16 protein-coding genes and 1 tRNA gene are annotated in these 17,820 nt (G+C 47.9%); 4 read left to right on the top strand and 13 right to left on the bottom strand.

Annotated features, from left to right (window positions below; genetic code table 11):
- Positions 1 to 213: 213 nt before the first annotated feature.
- A complete protein-coding gene (locus tag EKM70_RS09205) occupies positions 214 to 981 on the bottom strand; it encodes a hypothetical protein (RefSeq protein WP_125547244.1) in 768 nt (255 codons plus the stop codon).
- Positions 982 to 1,113: 132 nt separating this feature from the next.
- On the opposite strand from EKM70_RS09205, the gene EKM70_RS09210 reads away from it, so the two are divergent.
- Together EKM70_RS09210 and EKM70_RS09215 are read left to right on the top strand one after the other, a co-directional pair.
- A complete protein-coding gene (locus EKM70_RS09210) occupies positions 1,114 to 2,025 on the top strand; it encodes a metal ABC transporter solute-binding protein (protein ID WP_125547246.1) in 912 nt (303 codons plus the stop codon).
- A gap of 207 nt (positions 2,026 to 2,232) precedes the next feature.
- On the top strand, positions 2,233 to 2,889 hold the full coding sequence (locus EKM70_RS09215; RefSeq protein ID WP_125547248.1) for an EAL domain-containing protein: 657 nt from the start codon (positions 2,233 to 2,235) through the stop codon (positions 2,887 to 2,889).
- 151 nt (positions 2,890 to 3,040) lie between these two features.
- Here the strand turns inward: EKM70_RS09215 and EKM70_RS09220 are convergent, their stop codons facing one another.
- The 3 genes from EKM70_RS09220 to EKM70_RS09230 form a co-directional block, all read right to left on the bottom strand.
- Positions 3,041 to 3,445 (bottom strand): PTS sugar transporter subunit IIA, encoded by a 405-nt coding sequence (locus EKM70_RS09220; RefSeq protein WP_125547250.1) that lies wholly within the window; start codon positions 3,443 to 3,445, stop codon positions 3,041 to 3,043.
- Positions 3,446 to 3,545: 100 nt separating this feature from the next.
- Entirely contained in the window at positions 3,546 to 4,154 is a 609-nt protein-coding gene (locus tag EKM70_RS09225; protein WP_125547251.1) for an HAD family hydrolase, read from the bottom strand.
- A gap of 76 nt (positions 4,155 to 4,230) precedes the next feature.
- Positions 4,231 to 5,673, bottom strand: a complete 1,443-nt coding sequence (locus EKM70_RS09230) for an MATE family efflux transporter (RefSeq protein ID WP_125547253.1) — start codon at positions 5,671 to 5,673, stop codon at positions 4,231 to 4,233.
- A 664-nt stretch (positions 5,674 to 6,337) separates the two neighbouring features.
- On the opposite strand from EKM70_RS09230, the gene EKM70_RS09235 reads away from it, so the two are divergent.
- A complete protein-coding gene (locus tag EKM70_RS09235) occupies positions 6,338 to 7,300 on the top strand; it encodes a hypothetical protein (RefSeq protein WP_125547255.1) in 963 nt (320 codons plus the stop codon).
- Positions 7,301 to 7,691: 391 nt separating this feature from the next.
- Complete coding sequence (locus EKM70_RS09240) at positions 7,692 to 8,654, top strand: hypothetical protein (protein ID WP_125547257.1); 963 nt, start codon at positions 7,692 to 7,694, stop codon at positions 8,652 to 8,654.
- Between the two features lie 42 nt (positions 8,655 to 8,696).
- Here EKM70_RS09240 and EKM70_RS09245 read toward each other — a convergent pair whose 3' ends face one another.
- The 9 genes from EKM70_RS09245 to EKM70_RS09285 form a co-directional block, all read right to left on the bottom strand.
- Entirely contained in the window at positions 8,697 to 9,761 is a 1,065-nt protein-coding gene (locus EKM70_RS09245) for a helveticin J family class III bacteriocin (protein WP_125547259.1), read from the bottom strand.
- A 437-nt stretch (positions 9,762 to 10,198) separates the two neighbouring features.
- Entirely contained in the window at positions 10,199 to 10,936 is a 738-nt protein-coding gene (locus tag EKM70_RS09250; protein ID WP_125547261.1) for a GH25 family lysozyme, read from the bottom strand.
- 91 nt (positions 10,937 to 11,027) lie between these two features.
- Positions 11,028 to 11,112 (bottom strand) — tRNA-Leu (locus EKM70_RS09255).
- Positions 11,113 to 11,192: 80 nt separating this feature from the next.
- The gene (gene thrB / locus EKM70_RS09260) at positions 11,193 to 12,077 is read right to left on the bottom strand and encodes a homoserine kinase (protein ID WP_125547263.1); all 885 of its coding nucleotides are present in this window, start codon (positions 12,075 to 12,077) and stop codon (positions 11,193 to 11,195) included.
- Between the two features lie 13 nt (positions 12,078 to 12,090).
- A complete protein-coding gene (locus tag EKM70_RS09265; RefSeq protein ID WP_125547265.1) occupies positions 12,091 to 12,576 on the bottom strand; it encodes a SprT family protein in 486 nt (161 codons plus the stop codon).
- Positions 12,569 to 14,764, bottom strand: coding sequence for a Tex family protein (locus EKM70_RS09270; RefSeq protein ID WP_125547267.1), 2,196 nt, complete (start codon positions 14,762 to 14,764; stop codon positions 12,569 to 12,571). Before EKM70_RS09270 ends, EKM70_RS09265 begins: the two co-directional genes overlap by 8 nt.
- Positions 14,765 to 14,954: 190 nt before the next feature.
- Positions 14,955 to 15,389 (bottom strand): hypothetical protein, encoded by a 435-nt coding sequence (locus EKM70_RS09275; RefSeq protein WP_125547269.1) that lies wholly within the window; start codon positions 15,387 to 15,389, stop codon positions 14,955 to 14,957.
- A 24-nt stretch (positions 15,390 to 15,413) separates the two neighbouring features.
- Complete coding sequence (gene nadE / locus EKM70_RS09280; protein ID WP_125547271.1) at positions 15,414 to 16,244, bottom strand: ammonia-dependent NAD(+) synthetase; 831 nt, start codon at positions 16,242 to 16,244, stop codon at positions 15,414 to 15,416.
- Between the two features lie 33 nt (positions 16,245 to 16,277).
- Positions 16,278 to 17,744 carry a nicotinate phosphoribosyltransferase gene (locus EKM70_RS09285; RefSeq protein ID WP_125547273.1) on the bottom strand — a complete coding sequence of 489 codons (1,467 nt, stop codon included), beginning with the start codon at positions 17,742 to 17,744 and terminating at the stop codon, positions 16,278 to 16,280.
- Positions 17,745 to 17,820: the final 76 nt, after the last annotated feature.

The following is a 17,820-nucleotide window of genomic DNA, read 5'->3' on the forward strand; positions in this document are numbered from 1 at the left end:
TAGGCATAGAAAAATCCCCTTAAAGTTAACAGATGAATTATAGTATTTCATCTGTCAACCTTAAGGGGACTATAGCAATTAGATTTTACAAGGGGTTTTTATTGTCGTCAGCAACTTATCCATCCAGAATTTAATGCCACGCGATGAGTCACTGTTTGCTTTCTATCCGAACGCGTTGCCACCCGTTCTTATCAATTTTACGAGATGACAGTGCTAGTAATCAGCAATTTGTCGAAAGAGTTGTCGAAATTGTCTAAAGTTAAACGGGTACGCATTTGACCCACTGAATTCTTTCACAGTTCCATCCACATAATAAACCTTAACCTGCCACTGCTCCCCATCATAAACATCCGGATCTAGATAGGTCTTATCCCAATATTCCAAATGTAAAGCCGCTAACTGGCGTTGTAAATCGCGTCGATCATGGTCACTAAGCCGTAACTGATGCCACTTTAGTAGATTGGACGATGATCGCCGCGACCCTTTGTGGGGAGGCTCGATCCCCCATCTACCCGCAGCAAAATCAAGACAATAGGTCACCGGGGGCGGCCCGAAACCACCACTCACGAAAGTCAACGAAGCAACCTCTGCGTGGGATTGCCAATCTGCGGCCTTCAATCGCCTCAAGGCTGACAAGACCAGGCCCTGCTCCCACATTATTGGGAAACGCGACGGTAGTTGAACCGACCAATCAAGCAACGCCAAACTGACCACCACCGGATAGGCCTTCCCCACCAAGGAAACTTTCTGATGAAAGGCGGTTCGCTCCCATTGCAGTGAGAGTTGTCTAGCAATCTCTCGTGTTGTTTGGGGTTCCTCACCCGTCATAAACTCAGCGATATTTTGCCGCAACTGACCTAATAGAATGGCTTGATTAGGGACCGCAAGAGCGACGCCTGTTATTGACCGTCGCCGGCTCAGAGGCCCGATAAACCTGGTTAATACGGAGAATTCTTCTTGGGCTACTTTCACTACTGGCATCTTCTTTCCGTCCCGCTTCTGTCATTTACTCTAGAATAACATATGGTCTTTTTTAATTTAGACTTGTCAATTAACCGTTTCTTCTGTAATATCTAAATGGTAATAATTACTATTTAGGAGGAAACATCATTTATGCCTTATTTTAAATCCCGCATTTTGGTCTTTATCAGCCTAGTTGCAGTAATCTTAGGACTCGGTGCCTGCGGGCGCCAATCGGCACGCCAGACAAGCACCAGCAAACCAATCCACGTGGTGGCCAGCCTAGATTTTTACGGTGAGGTTGCCCGCGCAGTCCTGGGCGATCACGGTCAAGTCAACACGATTATTAAGAGTTCTAGCGTCGACCCGCATGACTATGAGCCTACCCCTCAGGTCGCGGCGACTGTCTCACAAGCCAACGTCGTGTTGGCTAATGGCTTAGGTTACGATGCTTGGCTACAGAAACTCGTCAAAAGTAACGGTAAAGATGGCGTTCAGAATATCCGAGTCGGTAAGGATGTGATGCATCAAAAGTTGGGAGCCAATGAACACATTTGGTATAATCCTGACACGATGACCACCCTTGCCAATAGCTTAGCAAAGCGCTTTGGTAAGCTGGCCCCCCAATATCGTCAGGCTTACCAGCGAAACGCCAAAGCTTATATAACCAGTCTCGCACCACTTCAAAAGCAGATCGCCTCACTCAAAAAACATCGCGGAGCCCAACCGGTGGCCGCCAGCGAACCCGTCTTTGATTACGCATTAGATGCACTGGGTTACCAACGAACCGCCAAGGACTTTGAGCTAGCTGTGGAGAACGGCACTGACCCCGCCCCGAAAACCATTCGCGATCTCCAATCAGCCATCAAGACTCGCCGTCTGGCTTTCTTCGTAAATAACCCCCAGGCTAGCAGCAAGACCGTCACTAGCATGGTCACCCTTGCCAAATCCGCGGATGTTCCCGTTCTAAACGTTACGGAGACCCTTCCCAAAGGCAAGACCTATCTAAGCTGGATGCAGGATCAGTATCAAGATCTGGCTAAGATTCAAGACCGGCTCGCCTAACTAGTGATTGTCAGATGTTCGGAGCACCGAATTCTTTCTAATCCCACAAAACCATACACAGGGGTAGTCGTAAGCGCATCCATCTACTTGCAGCCTTAATCAATCACCACACTGAACGATATATGGCGTTGTTCTTTGAAAAAAAAGCGCTAGAATAGAGGTAATTAAATTCTATGCGGTACGCCGTAACTAAAGGAGTCGACCAATATGTACCGGTTTTTCGTTCAACCTCAAGTAAATCAAGATGATCAACAGGTCTTTGGCTATGAGGTCCTCCTGCGTAAGCAACAGAATGAAACCTGGGTTCTGCCCCAGAAGTTCACCGACATTTCCGTGGCAGAGCAGGCCAAGCTACTTGAACAAACGGCAACCGCGCTGAATACCGCCGTTACTAAACAAGTCCTGGCTTTCAACCTCAACAACCAACAATTACGAGATCCGCTAACTTTGGGAACAATCATTGCGCTCAAGAAGCGGATCAACCCGGCAGCGTTAACTATTGAATTAACGGAAGCTCCCACGCTGGATGAGATTCAACCATTCAGTCTGACCCTGCACCAATACAATATTGGTTTGGTGTTAGATGATGTGGGTACCGGTTCCAACACCTACCCCAACATTCAACATCTACTGCCGTTCGTCGATGAAATCAAATTTGCCATGCAGAATTTCCGGATGGCCGGCGTGGCTGCCAAGATTCCAGAATGCCTGGCTTTTTGGGCTAAAATCGCCCATCAATTCCGGCTGAGTTTCATTCTCGAAGGCGTGGAAGACGCTAAGGATCAAGCACTGGCTAAACGCTTTGGCATTACTCTTCATCAGGGCTATCTTTATGGCAAACCGAGTCTCGTTTCGTGTCACTAAAAAGTTTGGGAGAAATCTCAAACTTTTTTCTTTTGCTTAAGTGGCCGTTTCAGCACTTGAACCTGTCGTGCAAGCTATCTTCGCTGAAATTAATCACCTATTCCTAAAAAAGCTGTGCCCGCAGGCACAGCTTTTTGTCTTCCTCTGTATTTTAATCGGTCGAGTCAGCGCCCTCAAAGCGCCGAATACCGTTGCGTCCATCCTGTTCCAGCCGTGGCAACACCGTCGCTAACGACTGGTCCTGACTATCCAAAGCTTCAATCAACATGGGTAAATTCACACCCGCGATCACTGCATAGTCATCGGGATGCTGTTGGACCAGCTGACTGGCGGCGTTAAAGGGCGCCCCACCCCAGAGATCAACCAAGAAGAGCAATTCCGAAACAGGTTGTAGACCCTGGATAGCGGCCTGATAATGATTCGCCAGGTCCTCTACGCTTTCATTGGCACTCAGGGTTACCGCCATGACCTTCTGCGCTTTACCGAAAATCATCTCGGCACTCTGTAAGATGCCACGGGCAAAGTCACCGTGGCCTGTGATAATTATGGCAAGCATCCTGCCACCCCTTTTATAAAACGGTTTACGTCAATCAAACCCACTTATTTATGGGTCAAATATAGCACAAAATGCCAGGCAGCTCCACTAATCCAGAAGTCTAATGAGCTAGCAAATCTTCAGGGGTCGTAAACAGTCTATCTGGTTGGTAATCCACGGGTTGCTTCCCGTTCCACCCGGCAAACCCAAAAGCCACGCCCGCAGCATGCGCGGCCGTAAAATCATACGCGGTGTCCCCCACGTAAACGGTCGCCGCTGGATCGACACCCAGCCGTTTCATTGCTAGGAGAATTCCATCCGGTGCTGGCTTACCATGCGCCACGTCTTCGGCCACGACGGTTACTTTGAAATACTGATCCAACCCGACACTTACCACGTCTCGTTCATATTCAAAGCGACGTTTCGAGGTCATGATGGCGAGGTTGGCTCCGGCGTCGCGCAACTTGGCTAGGGCCGTCGTAACTCCAGGATAAATCGACACAGTGTCCTTGTACGCCAGTGTTCGCTCGCCCCAGGCCGCCAAGACGTTCTCTAGGTCTGGAATCTGAAGATGTATCAATGCATCACGACTGGGAATGCCAAAGGTCGCCGTCAGTTCCGCATAGGGCCGGTCGATGCCGCGTTCGTGCAACACCGCCTGTAAGGCCCGCATGTACATGGTTTCCGTATCCAGCAGGGTGCCATCAAGATCGAAAATTAAATTTTGCATTGGTTTAAAAACTCCTTATGTTTAAGATCAAAAAAGGAAGATGATCGCTCATCTCCCTAGTGTATCATGCTTTATCTTAGGACTCGAATTTTGGGGTCACACCCATAGCCGTTTCGCTAGGGGCATTTTCGCTCTTTTCTTGAACGATTTCCTCTGCCGTCGGGTTACCGGCAACCACATCTTCAGCCCGTTGTAAGTTCCGCAACTGCTGAACGGCTCTGATCCATGACGGAATCAGAATGGCACAAGATCCCAACCAAGCCAGTGGTTCAGCGGAAACGGCTCCAGCATAGCCGAAGGCCCCCACCATGAAGACAGCGGCAAAGATCCGCATGCTTAATTCTCCCACACCGGCCAGAGTTGGCAGCACCCGGCGGCCCAATCCTTGGAGGGTGTTACGAATAACGAAGAGGACACTCAGCAGTAGGTAAGTGCTCCCGATAATATTGAAGTAAGTCTGGGATAACTGAATGACATTTTCGTCAGCTGTTCCAATGATTAAGGTCACAATCGGCTTGCCGAGGAAGATCACTAACCCACCGGCAAAGACCGCGAAGCTCCCAGATAACCAGAGGGTCTTCTTGACCCCTTCCATGATCCGACTGTACTTGCCGGCTCCAAAGTTCTGAGCGGCAAAGGTAGCCATGGTCACCCCAAATGAAGACATCGGTAAGGAACAGAGTTGGTCCACCTTAGAAGCCGCCGTAGATGCAGCGACGGAGTCAGTACCTAAAGAGTTCAAGGCAGCCTGCATCACCATCGTCCCAATGGCAATAATCGACAACTGGAAGCCCATCGGCATCCCCGTCGTAAAGTGTTGCCAGAGTTCGTTCGTGTCTAATTTGAAATCATCCTTAGACAAGTGCAACAGTGGAATGGAACGGATGATGTAAGCCACACACAACAGTGAGGCCACGACTTGGGAAATCACAGTTGCCCAACCGGCCCCGGCAACGCCCATGTGGAAGACTAAAATGAAGAGTAATTCCAGGACAACGTTGACAACCGTCCCAATCATCAGAAAGATCAGTGGCGTACGGGAGTCTCCTAATGCCCGGATAATATTAGATAACAAGTTGAAAGCCATCGAAGCGAAGATGCCAATAAAAATAATGCTGATAAAGATCCGCGCATTAGCAAAGATCGACGCAGGTGTCTGCATCAGATGCAGGATGGGGTCAACAAAGACCAGTGACAGCACCGTTAGGACAATGGTCATCAGTACCGAGATCACAATGCTCGCCGCAAATGACTTACGAACGCCCTTGTAATCTCTAGCCCCGTACCGCGTTGCCGTGATGATGGCTAACCCGGCAGTCAATCCTTGGGCAAACCCGATGATGAGGAAGTTAATGGACCCCGTCGCCCCAACCGCGGCCAGCGCTTTCACGCCAAGAGTTTGTCCCACAACTACAGTATCGGAAACGTTATATAATTGCTGAAATAAATTACCAATTAAAAGTGGAATCGTAAAGAAGAAAATGAGTTTGAGGGAGTTGCCCTTAGTTAAGTCGTTCATGCGCCGACCTCCTTTAGAATTTTTGCCAATCTTTTGACACAAGACAACTACTATAACGCGTTTCAAGTCGCTTGTCAGTGGTTTTGTTTCATAAAATTGGTAATGATCGATGTAAATCCATATACTACGCTCATCTATGAAAGAATTGAAGAGCTATTTTCATTGGAAACGGTTACTAGGGCAAAATGTTACCTAACTGTCATGAAAGCCGCCAAATTTACGGAAATTTGGCTAGCAATCCTGAAAACAAGTGACTTCAGTCGTTCATCAAACAGAGAACCGAACAAATTGGTTCTCTTGGCGACCCTGATTGTGCCACATTGTCTGGAGAAAGACCACCTATATGCTTGGAAAATTTTCCTTATTAGTTAGCATCAGAAATCCGCAGGATGAAAGAAATTGCCACGCTTTCATCACTCTCTCTATTAGCGTTACTGGAAACAAGAAAAAGCAAATAACAAACTCGCTATTTCAGAACCTGTTCTAGTACCTGTACCAAGGAAAGTTAACCTTAGCCGACTGACAGGACCCTAGAAAATTTATCAGCCAACTTGCGGCATACTACGACGCTACCGAGACTAAAATAGTGTCTCCCAGCGGGCTGCTGATTGCGTTATACTGGTGTTACAGGAAGCTCCAGGGGAAACTACTAGGAGGTATTAGATTGTTTAAAATAAACGGTAGAAATGCTTTATTACTCACGTTGGCTGGCATCATTGCTGGCAGCTTAGGTATCACCAGTGCGTCCGCCGAAACGGCAAGGATTGTGAATACGGGGAAAAATGTGGATAATTTAATCCACAAGGTTGATATTCGGAATCTCTCGTACTTTGATACGCGGTTCGACTATTCGTCTAAACCATACAAGATGTCTCAAAATCGCTACCAAACCTACAAGCTGAAAAGGTCATTAAAGATAGCTAATATGAACAAACATAAAGAAGTTATTTTACCTAAAGGGTCCGTTGTCACCGGGCTTAACGACGGCAAAGGAAACATCACTTATATTAGCAACCCCTCTCTGAGTCTTAAAAATCAAAAATTGGTTTTCAAGACTCTCGGAAACTGGCACGGAAGTCTGCCTATAATCAAAAACAATGGTGGTGCTCAACAACCATATACTAGAGATACCGCTTTTTCGTATAAATCATCGGCTATGTTCCCATTCTTATCTGTTAAATCCAATAAACCTTTCTACGATGCTGAAGGTCTTTCCTTACCTTTCGTCTCAATCTCAGCAGATAGTCAACTTATTTACCACACCAAGGGATCGAAGTATAAACCAACCCGCTATGCCAAAATTAAGAAGTTCAAACTTACTCACTCTGCCATAACCTATTATTTAGCGAAACCCGTTAAGGGTGTCGCAACTAAAAAGGTTAGATCTGGTAAAACTCATCTTTATCGTGTGACCTTTAAAATGGGCCACGTCTTCCAGATGATGTTCGCTGATAATGACACTGACGGCTATAGTCTCACTGTTAACAACGGTAGGCAAGAATTTTTTATTAGTCTCTATCAATTGGGCTGGAAATACGTCGGTTCAATCGTTGGCTTGACAGGTGCAGATGCTGTTTCACCTACTGACGCAAAAATTGCTACCAACTATGTTCAAGGACTGTACTAAAAAGAGCTACCTAACGGTAGCCCTTTTATTATACAATCAATTAGATAAGCGTCTTGTCAAAATGGTAAAGTCGGTTCTTGTTCTGATGTGCTACCTTATTTTTCGTATCATGATAAGTCACGGCTAAATACAGCTCTCCGCCGATGATTTGAGGTTTTTCATTTTTTCTTATTAGCAGAATTGGCATCCTTAACAACACCAGCAGTGAACTCTAACCGCACATTATTGTCGAGATGGCTTACAAAAACTTAGAGAGCTTATTAGTCAACATGAGACATACCTGGCAGAACAACTCTAACAATTAAAATAGCGTTTTCCCCACAGGCTTTCAATTGCGTTATACTAATATTGTAGGAAGCTCCAGGGGAATCATTATTAGGAGGAATGTAAATTGTTTAAATTAAAAAGGAAAAGCACCCTATTACTCATGTTACTAGGTGCTGTCGTGGGAAGCTTAGGCATTACTAGTGCATCTGCCGAAAAAGCAAGACTTGTAAATACGGGGAGAAATGTTGACAGTTTAATTCACAGAGTTGATATTAGGAATCTCTCATATTTTAACACGTTGTATAATTCAACTAATCCAGTCCCAATGCGCAATAATAGTCGTTACCAAACTTATAAACTAAAGAACTCAATAAAGATAACTAACCTAAACAAACACAAAAAGGCTACTTTGCCTAAGGGATCCGTTGTTGCTGGGCTTAGTGATGGCAAGGGAAATCTAGTTTCCATTAGTACCCCTTCTCTGAGTATTAAAAATCAAAGAGTGGTCTTCAAGACACTTGGAAACTGGCAAGTGAGCCTACCTGTGTCGAAAAATAATGGTGGTGCTCAGCAACCTTACACTAGAAACACCGCCTTTTCTTATAAATCATCGGCTATGTTTCCATTCTTATCGGTTAAGTCAAATAACCCTGTATACGATGCTAGCGGTCATTCCTTGCCTTTTGTTTCGATTTCAGCAGATAGTCAACTTGTTTACCACACCAAAGGCTCGAAATATAAACCGACTCGTTATGCCAAAATTAAGAAGTTCAAACTTACTCACTCTGCCGTAGCTTACTATTTAGCGAAACCCGTTAAAGGTGTGGCAACTAAAAAAGTAAAATCTGGTAAGTCTCACCTTTATCGCGTGACATTCAAAATGGGACGTGTTTTCCAAATGATGTTTGATAACTACGACACTGACGGTTACAGTCTCACTATCAATAACAGCAAACAAGACTTTTTCATTAATCTCCATGAAGTAGGCTGGAATTATATTGGTTCAATCGTTGGTCTAACAGGTGCAGATGCAGTGTCCCCGGTAGACGCTCAAGTTTCAACAGATTATATTCAAGGATTATACTAAAAAAAGAGCTACCTAACGGTAGCCCTTTTATTATACAATCAATTAGATAAGTGTCTTGTCAAAGTGGTAAAGGCGATTCTTGTCCAAATGTGCTACACCATTATTGGCATCATGATAGGTAACTGCTAAATAAAGTTCCCCACCGATAATTTGAAGGTTTTCCATTTCCACCCCGACTTTTGTCTTATTAGCAGAATTGGCATCCTTAACAACACCAGCAGTGTACTCTGACCATACGTTATTGTCGAGACGTGTAGGCTTTCCACTATCGCCGGCACCAACCTTGAACTTCCAGATACCTTTGGCACCAGAGGTCTTCTTGGGATCACCAACACCGTTTTCACAAGCTACATACACGGACCCTGCACTAGTTAATGCTAGCCCCTGTAAAGAACGATGATCCCACTTTTCTTTCGTCACATCGTAGAGATCAAACATCTCTGCTTTAGTGTACCCCAAGAAATTACTTACCAGTCCATAGCTAGTACCTTTAATGGTAATTTCAGGATTGGCCTTATTAAACAGCGCATCAAGGTCATCAAGATTATACAATGCCATTCGACTCTTAGTCTTAGGATCAAAAACCCATACGGCAATCTTTTCTTCACAGTAGTCAATTGCAAACTCAACCCGGTCAGGGGTACCAAGACTCGAGCCACCAACGTTTTGAAGTGAACCAATACGCTTGAGCTCATCATAAGGAACTGCACGATTGTTGTTACCAAAGTCCGAAACTGGAATTCGGGTAAGCTGTGTTGCATATTTATGTGTTCCACCCGTAGCAGTCATTTTAGTTGCAACAATCAAATAGGTTTGCCCATTTCGATGGTAGACTTGAATTGATCCAGAATGACCAGCACCAAGCCCACTTTCAGCTCCGATACCAATCTTAAAGTTCGACACTGGTGTAATATGATTTTGCTTTGCATCTGCGTTAGAAACGTCATAATTGTATTTTACAATCCACGTTTCTTTACCGCTGTTGTGTTGGAAAACACCATAACCAACACCCGGATCATCCTTGTCAATCACAAAACTTTGTAAAGCATTTTCAGGAGTAAGAGAAGAAGTTCCAAAATCAGATAGCAAATGAGGAGTAACAGACATAATAAAACCCTCCGAATAAATTTATTTGCTATCAGCGCTGATAACAATATTAAGTATATTCGGGTTAGAACCTCAGTGCGTGCAACTTTCGTGCTTTTAAAACTATAACAGGCCGAGCAAAGTACCCGACCTGTTTTCTAACTATCCTTATCCACTCTAAACAACGTTTTAAGTTCCTCATCGTGACGAGCGATCTTAATGTCGTGTTCATGTAGCTTGTCGTCTATGGCTCGATGTTCCCGATCTTCATTCTCTCTATTCACATGTACTTCGTGTGTTAGGGACTTAACAGCGTTGCTGAGATCCCGATTCTGCTCGTTCATGGGTTTTATCACAATGATACGGAATAGATAGAATACCCCCCCGCACACCGTGCCAATAATTCCCAATAAACTCGCCCAATCTTCAACACTTAGACCGAGAAAGCGCAAGATTAATCACCCCTTCATGTAGGTTACTTGATTGACATCCGACGTAATGTACATGTCACGACTGATCATGAGGCTGTGAGCTGTCTTGTCTGCAGGAACACACACTAGCGAGCTACCTTTAGCCAAGGTTTCACCAGCTGTTCCGGTGAGTGTTGGATCAGTGTAAACCGGCACTGAATCAGCTGTAATGGTGTATAGACCACTCTCTTGTAAGAACTTACCCACATCGGCTTCAACGGCCGTATTGGGGACGTTATCGGTTACCGTACTACCGCTCCTAATTGGCTCTTTAACGCCGCTTAGAGCGCCTGTAAAGTCATATGAGAAGTCTGTATGAAGTCCATGCCCATTGTCCGTGTATTGCCATGCTGCAGCCCCATCGACGCCTGGCCGGTCAGTGCCGTATGCTGCTACCCAGATTGGGGTGTTATTGTACAGCGAGTCCTTGTTGATGCGACCACTGGTGAACCAACTCCCAGACGCATACACAATGAGGTTGGTGTACCCCTTACCCGCTAGGTACTTCAAAAACAAATTAACGTCGTGTGTGACGTGTTTCTGCAGGGCCTTTGGGTCTTCAACGTCAACCATGCAGACCGTAGTTTTGTCAAAGCCTAGCGCAAGTAATTTCTTGTAGAACCACTTGGCCTCATTTACGGAATCATTGTCGCCGTATAGTTGTGAGTTTCCCAGAAAGTAGTGGTAGACGACTTCAACCTTTGCACCAGCAGTCTCGTGAGGAATACTCTTACCTAAGTTCCGTTAGCGACAAAAAAAGAGGTCATGATGACCACCGCTTTCGCGGGTCATCATGACCTCTTTCACTGTTTCGTTATGCGCCCAAGAAGATTCGAACTTCCACCGGGTTTACCCCGACAAGATCCTTAATCTTGCGCGTCTGCCAATTCCGCCATGGGCGCATTAACTCACAAGAAATAGTATAACAAATGATCCGGGTGCTGACAATATTTTTTGCAAGTTAATTCAAAAAAATCTGAACTTATGCATCTGTGAGGACGGTTGCCCCAGCTGGATCAAGTTCTAGGATCCGCAAGCTACCGGGCAAATCGGCCGTTGCTAGCTTGTTTCGTAGCAACGTTAATTGTGGCGACGTCCCAAAGGTCACAACGGTTGGACCCGCCCCACTGAGGTAGGTTCCCGTGATCCCCTGTTCGTGTGCCGCCGTCCGAATCAAGTTAAGCTCGGGAACCAGTTGAGAACGCGCCTGTTCATGGAATTCATCACGCTCAATCATCCGCGTGGCTAATTCCCAATTTTTCTCCAACAAGGCCGCCACTAGCACATTAGCGACACTGCTGGCATGAACCGCTGTCTTTAACTCGACACGTTTCGGCAAAGCCTCACGACTCTTCCGTGACAACAATTGTTGTCCGGGAATGAAGACTAACACACGCATGTCATCTGGTAAAGGTAACTGAATGGCATCGGCATGGTCATCGTTGACCGTCGCCACGGCCGCCTGGCCTAACAGAGCTGGCGCAACATTGTCCAACGTGCCACCGAGCTTAACGGCCCAGTTCAATTGCTCCGAGAGACTCAGATCAAGTTCACCCAGTTCGTTAGCGATCTTGATCCCCGCCACAATGGCACTGGTAGAACTTCCTAAGCCGCGTGAGACGGGAATATCTGACATCACGGTGAGCTGATGGGGATGAATCTTAGGCGCAACCTTGAGAGCCGTCTGAACCATCAGATTATGTTCGTCGCGAGGAATCGCCGTGCCTAAAGCGTGGTTAACCCGCCACTTATCGGTTTCCTCTTCGATAATGACTGTTAAATAGAGATGTAATGCCGCACCGATTGAATCAATTCCAGGTCCTAAGTTCGCCGAAGTTGCTGGTACCCGAATAATTGTTTTACCCATCTTCACTAACCTCCTAATTTGCCTGTGGTCGGGTGACCGCCATCACGGTCCGCTGCCACTTTAAACGTCCCCGACAGCGACCGCAAACAAGTTTGTTGACGTTGAGCCGCCGGGCCCGATAATACTGATAATGACACCGCGTGCACTCATAGAGTTGCCAGCGTCGCGGTTTGGGCACGGTCGCTTGGGCTGACGGCGCATAGCGCAAGCCGCCCACCTGTTGTAAAAGGGCCTTGAAGGCCGCCGTACGATGCTGGCCACTCTGTCCGGCTAGATGCAGGTGATAGTGGCACAGCTCGTGCTTGATGATCCCCACCAACGTTGTCTGTCCGTGTTCGCTGAGCATGCGCGGATTAATTTCGATACTGTGATCGGTCAGCTGATAACGACCACCGGTGGTGCGCAACCGATAGTTGAACCACGCGCGATGCGTAAAGGGTTTTCCAAATGACGCCAGGGAAATCTGTTCAACCAATCGTTGTAGTTCCTGGTCAGTCATGCTGATCGCCACGCATCGTGAGTTGAATCCGCTGCCGTTGTTCGTCCACGGTCAACACCCACACGGTCACTACATCGCCAATCGTGACAACCGTACTGGGATCACTGACAAAGTGATCCGCCAGCTGCGAGATATGAACTAGGCCATCTTGCTTGACGCCAATATCCACAAAGGCCCCGAAATCAACGACGTTGCGCACTGTACCTTGGAGTTCCATCCCCGGTTTCAAATCGGCCATCGTTAGTACATCTTGCCGCAACAACGGTGCAGGCATGGTGTCTCGCAAGTCTCGACCCGGTTTGCTGAGCCCAGCGATAATATCAGTGAGCGTCGTGGTCCCGACATCTAGGCGTTTAGCCCACTGCTGGGTGTTAATCTGAGCCAACTGCTGTTGAAGCTTGGGGGTCCCGATCGCCGTAACTGGTGTCGTCAGCCCTTGTAACAATTGTTCCGCCGCCGGATAACTCTCGGGGTGAATGTCGGTGTTATCCAATGGCTGTGTGCCAGCGATAATCCGCAGAAAACCCACAGCTTGTTGATAGGCCTTAGGTCCCAGTCGTGGCACCTGTTTCAGCTCCTGGCGACTCGCAAAAGCCCCGTGATCGTTACGATAACCCACGATGTTCTTAGCCGTCGTGGCGGTCAGCCCGGAAATATGGGTCAGAAGCTCCGCACTAGCCGTGTTCACGTTGACCCCAACCTGGTTGACCGCCGTCTCAACCACGCGGTCTAGCTGGCTATCTAGTGCCTTCTCGGGCACATCGTGCTGGTACTGGCCCACGCCCACCGCCTTAGGGTCAATCTTAATCAGTTCAGCTAGCGGATCTTGCAGGCGTCGACCGATACTAATCGCGGAGCGTTCCTCAACGTGCAGGTCAGGGAATTCTGCTCGAGCCGCCGCACTAGCCGAGTAAACTGAGGCCCCCGCTTCGTTAACCAACACATAATAGATCGGCTGGTCCATGGTTTTTAAAATCTCACTCACAAATTCTTCGGACTCCCGACTGGCCGTACCATTACCAATCGCAATCATTTCGACGTGATTGGTCGTCAAGAGTTTCTTGAAGGCTGGCCCCGCAGCCGCTCGCTTTTGTTGGCTAGCGGGCTTATGGGGATAAATCACCTGCTTGGTTAAGAAGCGGCCGTTGGCATCCATAATGGCTAGCTTACAACCAGTTCGGTAGGCTGGATCAAATCCCAGCACCACCTTACCCTTTAAGGGCGCCTGCATCAGCAGGTGATAGAGGTTGTTACCGAATACCTGAATGGCATGGGTGTCAGCGGTTTCTGTCAATTTTCGCCGCAACTCACGTTCAATTGCGGGGCCCAGGAACCGTTTGTAGGCATCCTCGAAGGCCGCGTTAACTCGGGCAACTGCCGGCCCTTGATGCTGGCCGACTAAACGGAAATGTCCGTATTGCAAAATCGAGGCGGGATCAACACTGATACCGACCGACAAGACCTTCTCCCGGTCACCCCGATTGATAGCTAGCACCCGATACGGTGGCACCTGATTCAGCCGCTGATGAAAATCATAATAGGTCGCATAGACCTGTTGTTCATCCCGGTCATCGGCTCCTCGCCGACGCTTACTGGTGAGCTCACCATGTTGCCAAGTGAACTTTCGAATCCATTCTCGAAAGGCTGCCTGCTCGCTGAAAGCCTCCGCTAGAATCTCGTGAACGCCAGCCCAAACGGCGGCCACATCGGGCAACTCCTGATCGGGTTTCACATAAATCTGAGCACGTTCATCGAGATTACCTATAGGGAAGGTTAACACCCATTGGGCCAACGGTTTCAGCCCGTGTTGAATGGCTACCGTTGCCTTCGTTTGCCGCTTTTTCTTGTAAGGCAGATAGAGATCCTCCACCTGCTGGAGCGTCGTCGCTTGAGTCAACGCTTGTTTGAGCTTGGGCGTCAACGCCTGTTGCTCGGCAATAATCCCCAGGACGTCGGCCCGTCGCTTGTCAAGTTTAGCCAACCGTGTGGCCTCATCTTCGATATCTCGAATCGCCACTTCATCTAATGAACCCGTGCGTTCCTTTCGATACCGTGCGATAAAGGGAACCGTATTCCCCTCATCCATCAGTGTGAGCACAGCGCGAATCTGGTCAACGCGGTACTGCCCCAGTTGTCGGTGAACCGACGGGGCTAAATCAACCAATTTTTCTTCTCTCTCAGTTGCCATGCAAACCCTCCATCACTTCTTAATCGCCACTTGTGGTCGCCTTGCAACGACCCACTTCACATACCCGTATTATACCATCTTAGCCGAGGTGGGTCGCCCGATTCTACGTTCTGGTAACCCGAATTTATTGGCGATCACAAAACGGGGTCGGAACAGACGTCCCTTCCCCGTTGGCGTTTAACTTTTAACCTTACATTGGACTCGTCATAATGCGTTGTGTCGCTGCCGTGACCTTTTCCATTGCGTTCTCCTGAGTCGCTTCTGCGGCATCGAAGGCGGCCTGATCAACAGACTGGTGTTCGACGTCCAAGCTATCCGTCATCGCTTGGCAAGCATCCGTATAAGTCCGGTAGGCTGCGACTAATGACTTGTGCTTGCCCAGAATCCGAACTGGCACACTGGCCTGTTGGAGTTGGTTAAGCTTGGCTTCATAGGCATCGGTTCCCCGTTGAAAATTGTCGACAATCTTCTGTAAGTCAACCCGTGAGAGCTCACCCACGGTCTGATTATCCAGGGCGTGACGAACGGTTTCAAAGTCACCGTTCATGGCTTCGCCACCATCTTCCGTTTCCTGCAGGACTTGACTTAAAACGCGAATATAACTGTTCATATTATTCTTTTGCATGGCTATCCATCCTTTGTCTGTGACCTACTTCTGCCAGAACGTATCGTAAACGTTGACTGGTAAATGCCGCTTGTGTGCGGTCTTTTGATACCATTGTTCAATTCTTTCGGCGGCGGTTTCGCTCACCGGCTTGCCTTCTAGGTAGTCGTCGATATCCTGATAGCGAACGCCCAGCGCAGCCTCATCGGGCAAGGCTGGGCGGTTATCTTCCAGATCGGCAGTTGGCACCTTCTTGTAGAGGTGTTCTGGCGTCCCGAGGAAGGCTAACATCGCCGCTCCCTGGCGCTTATCCAGCCGCCAGATAGGGCAAATATCGGTCGCTCCGTCACCATACTTGGTGTAGAACCCAGTCACGGCTTCGGCCGCATGGTCAGTCCCCACGACGGCTCCAGAACGGGCCCCAGCGATGGCATACTGCGCAATCATGCGTTGCCGCGCCTTGATGTTTCCCTTGTTAAAGTCACTGATGGGGCCACCATTGGCCTCGACCGCTGCAACGATGGCATCGGTAGCCGGCTGAATGTTCACGCGCTGAACTTCGTCAGCCCCCATGAAGTCAATGGCCATCATGGCATCATCTTCGTCAGCCTGTTCGCCGTAAGGCAACCGCACGGCAATGAAACGGTAAGCTTCATCGCCGGTCTCCTGTCGAAGTTCTGTGACGGCTTGTTCACATAACAAGCCAGTCAGTGTTGAATCCTGTCCCCCAGAGATCCCGAGTACCAACGTCTTCATGAAGTCATAGCGCTTAAGATAATCCTTGAGGAAATCCACGCTTCGCCGAATCTCCGTTTCCGGATCAATCGTTGGTTGCACCTTCAACGCTTCAATAATGGTCTTCTGCATTGCTCGCATATTTCCATCCCCCTAAAAGTCTAAACGCTTAATCTATTCTGGCATCTTTTGAACGTACTGATGAATCTCTTGAATGAGGGCCATCTTGTGGTCCCAACAATCTTGTGACAGATCCACTGGATACTTCTGTGGGTTCAAGTCACGTTTATACTCTGGCCAGAGGTTGGCCAAAGCGCCGCGACAACGATCCCGAATGGCCGACAACGTTGGTAACTTGTAAACCAACTCGCCGTCCTCAAAAATTGATTGCAGGATTGGCCGTGCATTGAAATCATTCACAGTTTTATTGATGTACGTGAAACTTGGATGGAACATGAAAATACTCTCTTCACGCCGGGGATCTTCATCGGCCAAAGTCACATAATCCCCTTCAGTCTTACCATCCGCCTTCTTGGTAATCCGCCAAACTTGCTTCTTACCTGGCGTCGTCACCTTCTCGGCATTGTTCGACAACTTAATGGTTCCAGTCATCTCACCGTGGTTATCGGCGATTGAGACCATCTTGTAGACGGCCCCTAAGGCTGGTTGGTCAAAAGCGGTGATCAGCTTGGTTCCAATGCCCCAGACGTCAATCTTGGCATCTTGCATCTTCAAACTTTGAATGGTCTTTTCATCCAGGTCGTTAGAGGCATAAATTTTGGCATTGGGGAACCCAGCTTCATCAAGCTTTTGACGAACTCGTTTGGATAGGTAGGCCATATCTCCGGAATCAATCCGCACCCCTTGGAAGTTAATCCGATCGCCCATTTCCTTGGCAACCGCGATGGCATTCGGCACCCCACTACGTAACGTGTCGTAAGTGTCGACTAAAAAGACACAGTCACTATGCGTTTGGGCATAGGCCATGAAGGCATCGTAGTCATTGCCATAAGCTTGAACCAAGGCATGCGCATGAGTCCCACTGATCGGAATTCCAAAGAGTTTACCGGCCCGAACGTTAGACGTGGCGTCAAACCCACCGATGTATGCTGCCCGCGTCCCCCAGATTGCCGCATCAAATTCCTGGGCCCGGCGAGTCCCAAATTCCATCAGCGCGTCATCCCCAGCGACGGAACGAATCCGCGCCGCCTTCGTGGCAATCAATGTTTGGTAGTTGACGATGTTCAAGATGGCCGTCTCAACCAACTGGCAATCCGCTAGAGGCCCTTCGACCTGTAAGATAGGTTCGTGTGCGTAAATTAATTCGCCTTCCACGGCCGAACGAATCGACCCACGGAACTTGAAGTTCGCCAAATAATCCAAAAATTCTTCCGGATATTCTTCAGCTTCTCGTAAATAATCAATATCGGTTTGGGAAAAATGTAAATTTTGGATATAATGAACGATGTGCTCCAAACCAGCAAACACCGCATACCCATTGTGGAATGGCATGTCGCGGAAAAAGACTTCAAAAACCGCGTGTTTGTCGGCAATTCCCTGTTGATAATACGTCTGAATCATATTGATCTGATAGGCATCCGTGTGCAGTGTATAACTGTCGTCGGGATACAAGTTCGTCATAATGAGTTTCTCCCTTAGCTGGTTTTGAGCTGACTGACTGATTTTCAATTCTAATAGACTTATTTTAGCATGAAAC

The sequence above is a fragment of the Levilactobacillus lindianensis genome, assembly GCF_003946095.1.
In the GTDB taxonomy this organism is placed as follows: domain Bacteria; phylum Bacillota; class Bacilli; order Lactobacillales; family Lactobacillaceae; genus Levilactobacillus; species Levilactobacillus lindianensis.

Bases quoted from the DNA above. Each gene is read 5' to 3' on its own strand.
- EKM70_RS09205 (WP_125547244.1), bottom strand. From the start codon at position 981: ATGCCAGTAGTGAAAGTAGCCCAAGAAGAATTCTCCGTATTAACCAGG.
- EKM70_RS09210 (WP_125547246.1), top strand. From the start codon at position 1,114: ATGCCTTATTTTAAATCCCGCATTTTGGTCTTTATCAGCCTAGTTGCA.
- EKM70_RS09215 (WP_125547248.1), top strand. From the start codon at position 2,233: ATGTACCGGTTTTTCGTTCAACCTCAAGTAAATCAAGATGATCAACAG.
- EKM70_RS09220 (WP_125547250.1), bottom strand. From the start codon at position 3,445: ATGCTTGCCATAATTATCACAGGCCACGGTGACTTTGCCCGTGGCATC.
- EKM70_RS09225 (WP_125547251.1), bottom strand. From the start codon at position 4,154: ATGCAAAATTTAATTTTCGATCTTGATGGCACCCTGCTGGATACGGAA.
- EKM70_RS09230 (WP_125547253.1), bottom strand. From the start codon at position 5,673: ATGAACGACTTAACTAAGGGCAACTCCCTCAAACTCATTTTCTTCTTT.
- EKM70_RS09245 (WP_125547259.1), bottom strand. From the start codon at position 9,761: ATGTCTGTTACTCCTCATTTGCTATCTGATTTTGGAACTTCTTCTCTT.
- thrB (WP_125547263.1), bottom strand. From the start codon at position 12,077: ATGGGTAAAACAATTATTCGGGTACCAGCAACTTCGGCGAACTTAGGA.
- EKM70_RS09265 (WP_125547265.1), bottom strand. From the start codon at position 12,576: ATGACTGACCAGGAACTACAACGATTGGTTGAACAGATTTCCCTGGCG.
- EKM70_RS09270 (WP_125547267.1), bottom strand. From the start codon at position 14,764: ATGGCAACTGAGAGAGAAGAAAAATTGGTTGATTTAGCCCCGTCGGTT.
- EKM70_RS09275 (WP_125547269.1), bottom strand. From the start codon at position 15,389: ATGCAAAAGAATAATATGAACAGTTATATTCGCGTTTTAAGTCAAGTC.
- nadE (WP_125547271.1), bottom strand. From the start codon at position 16,244: ATGCGAGCAATGCAGAAGACCATTATTGAAGCGTTGAAGGTGCAACCA.
- EKM70_RS09285 (WP_125547273.1), bottom strand. From the start codon at position 17,744: ATGACGAACTTGTATCCCGACGACAGTTATACACTGCACACGGATGCC.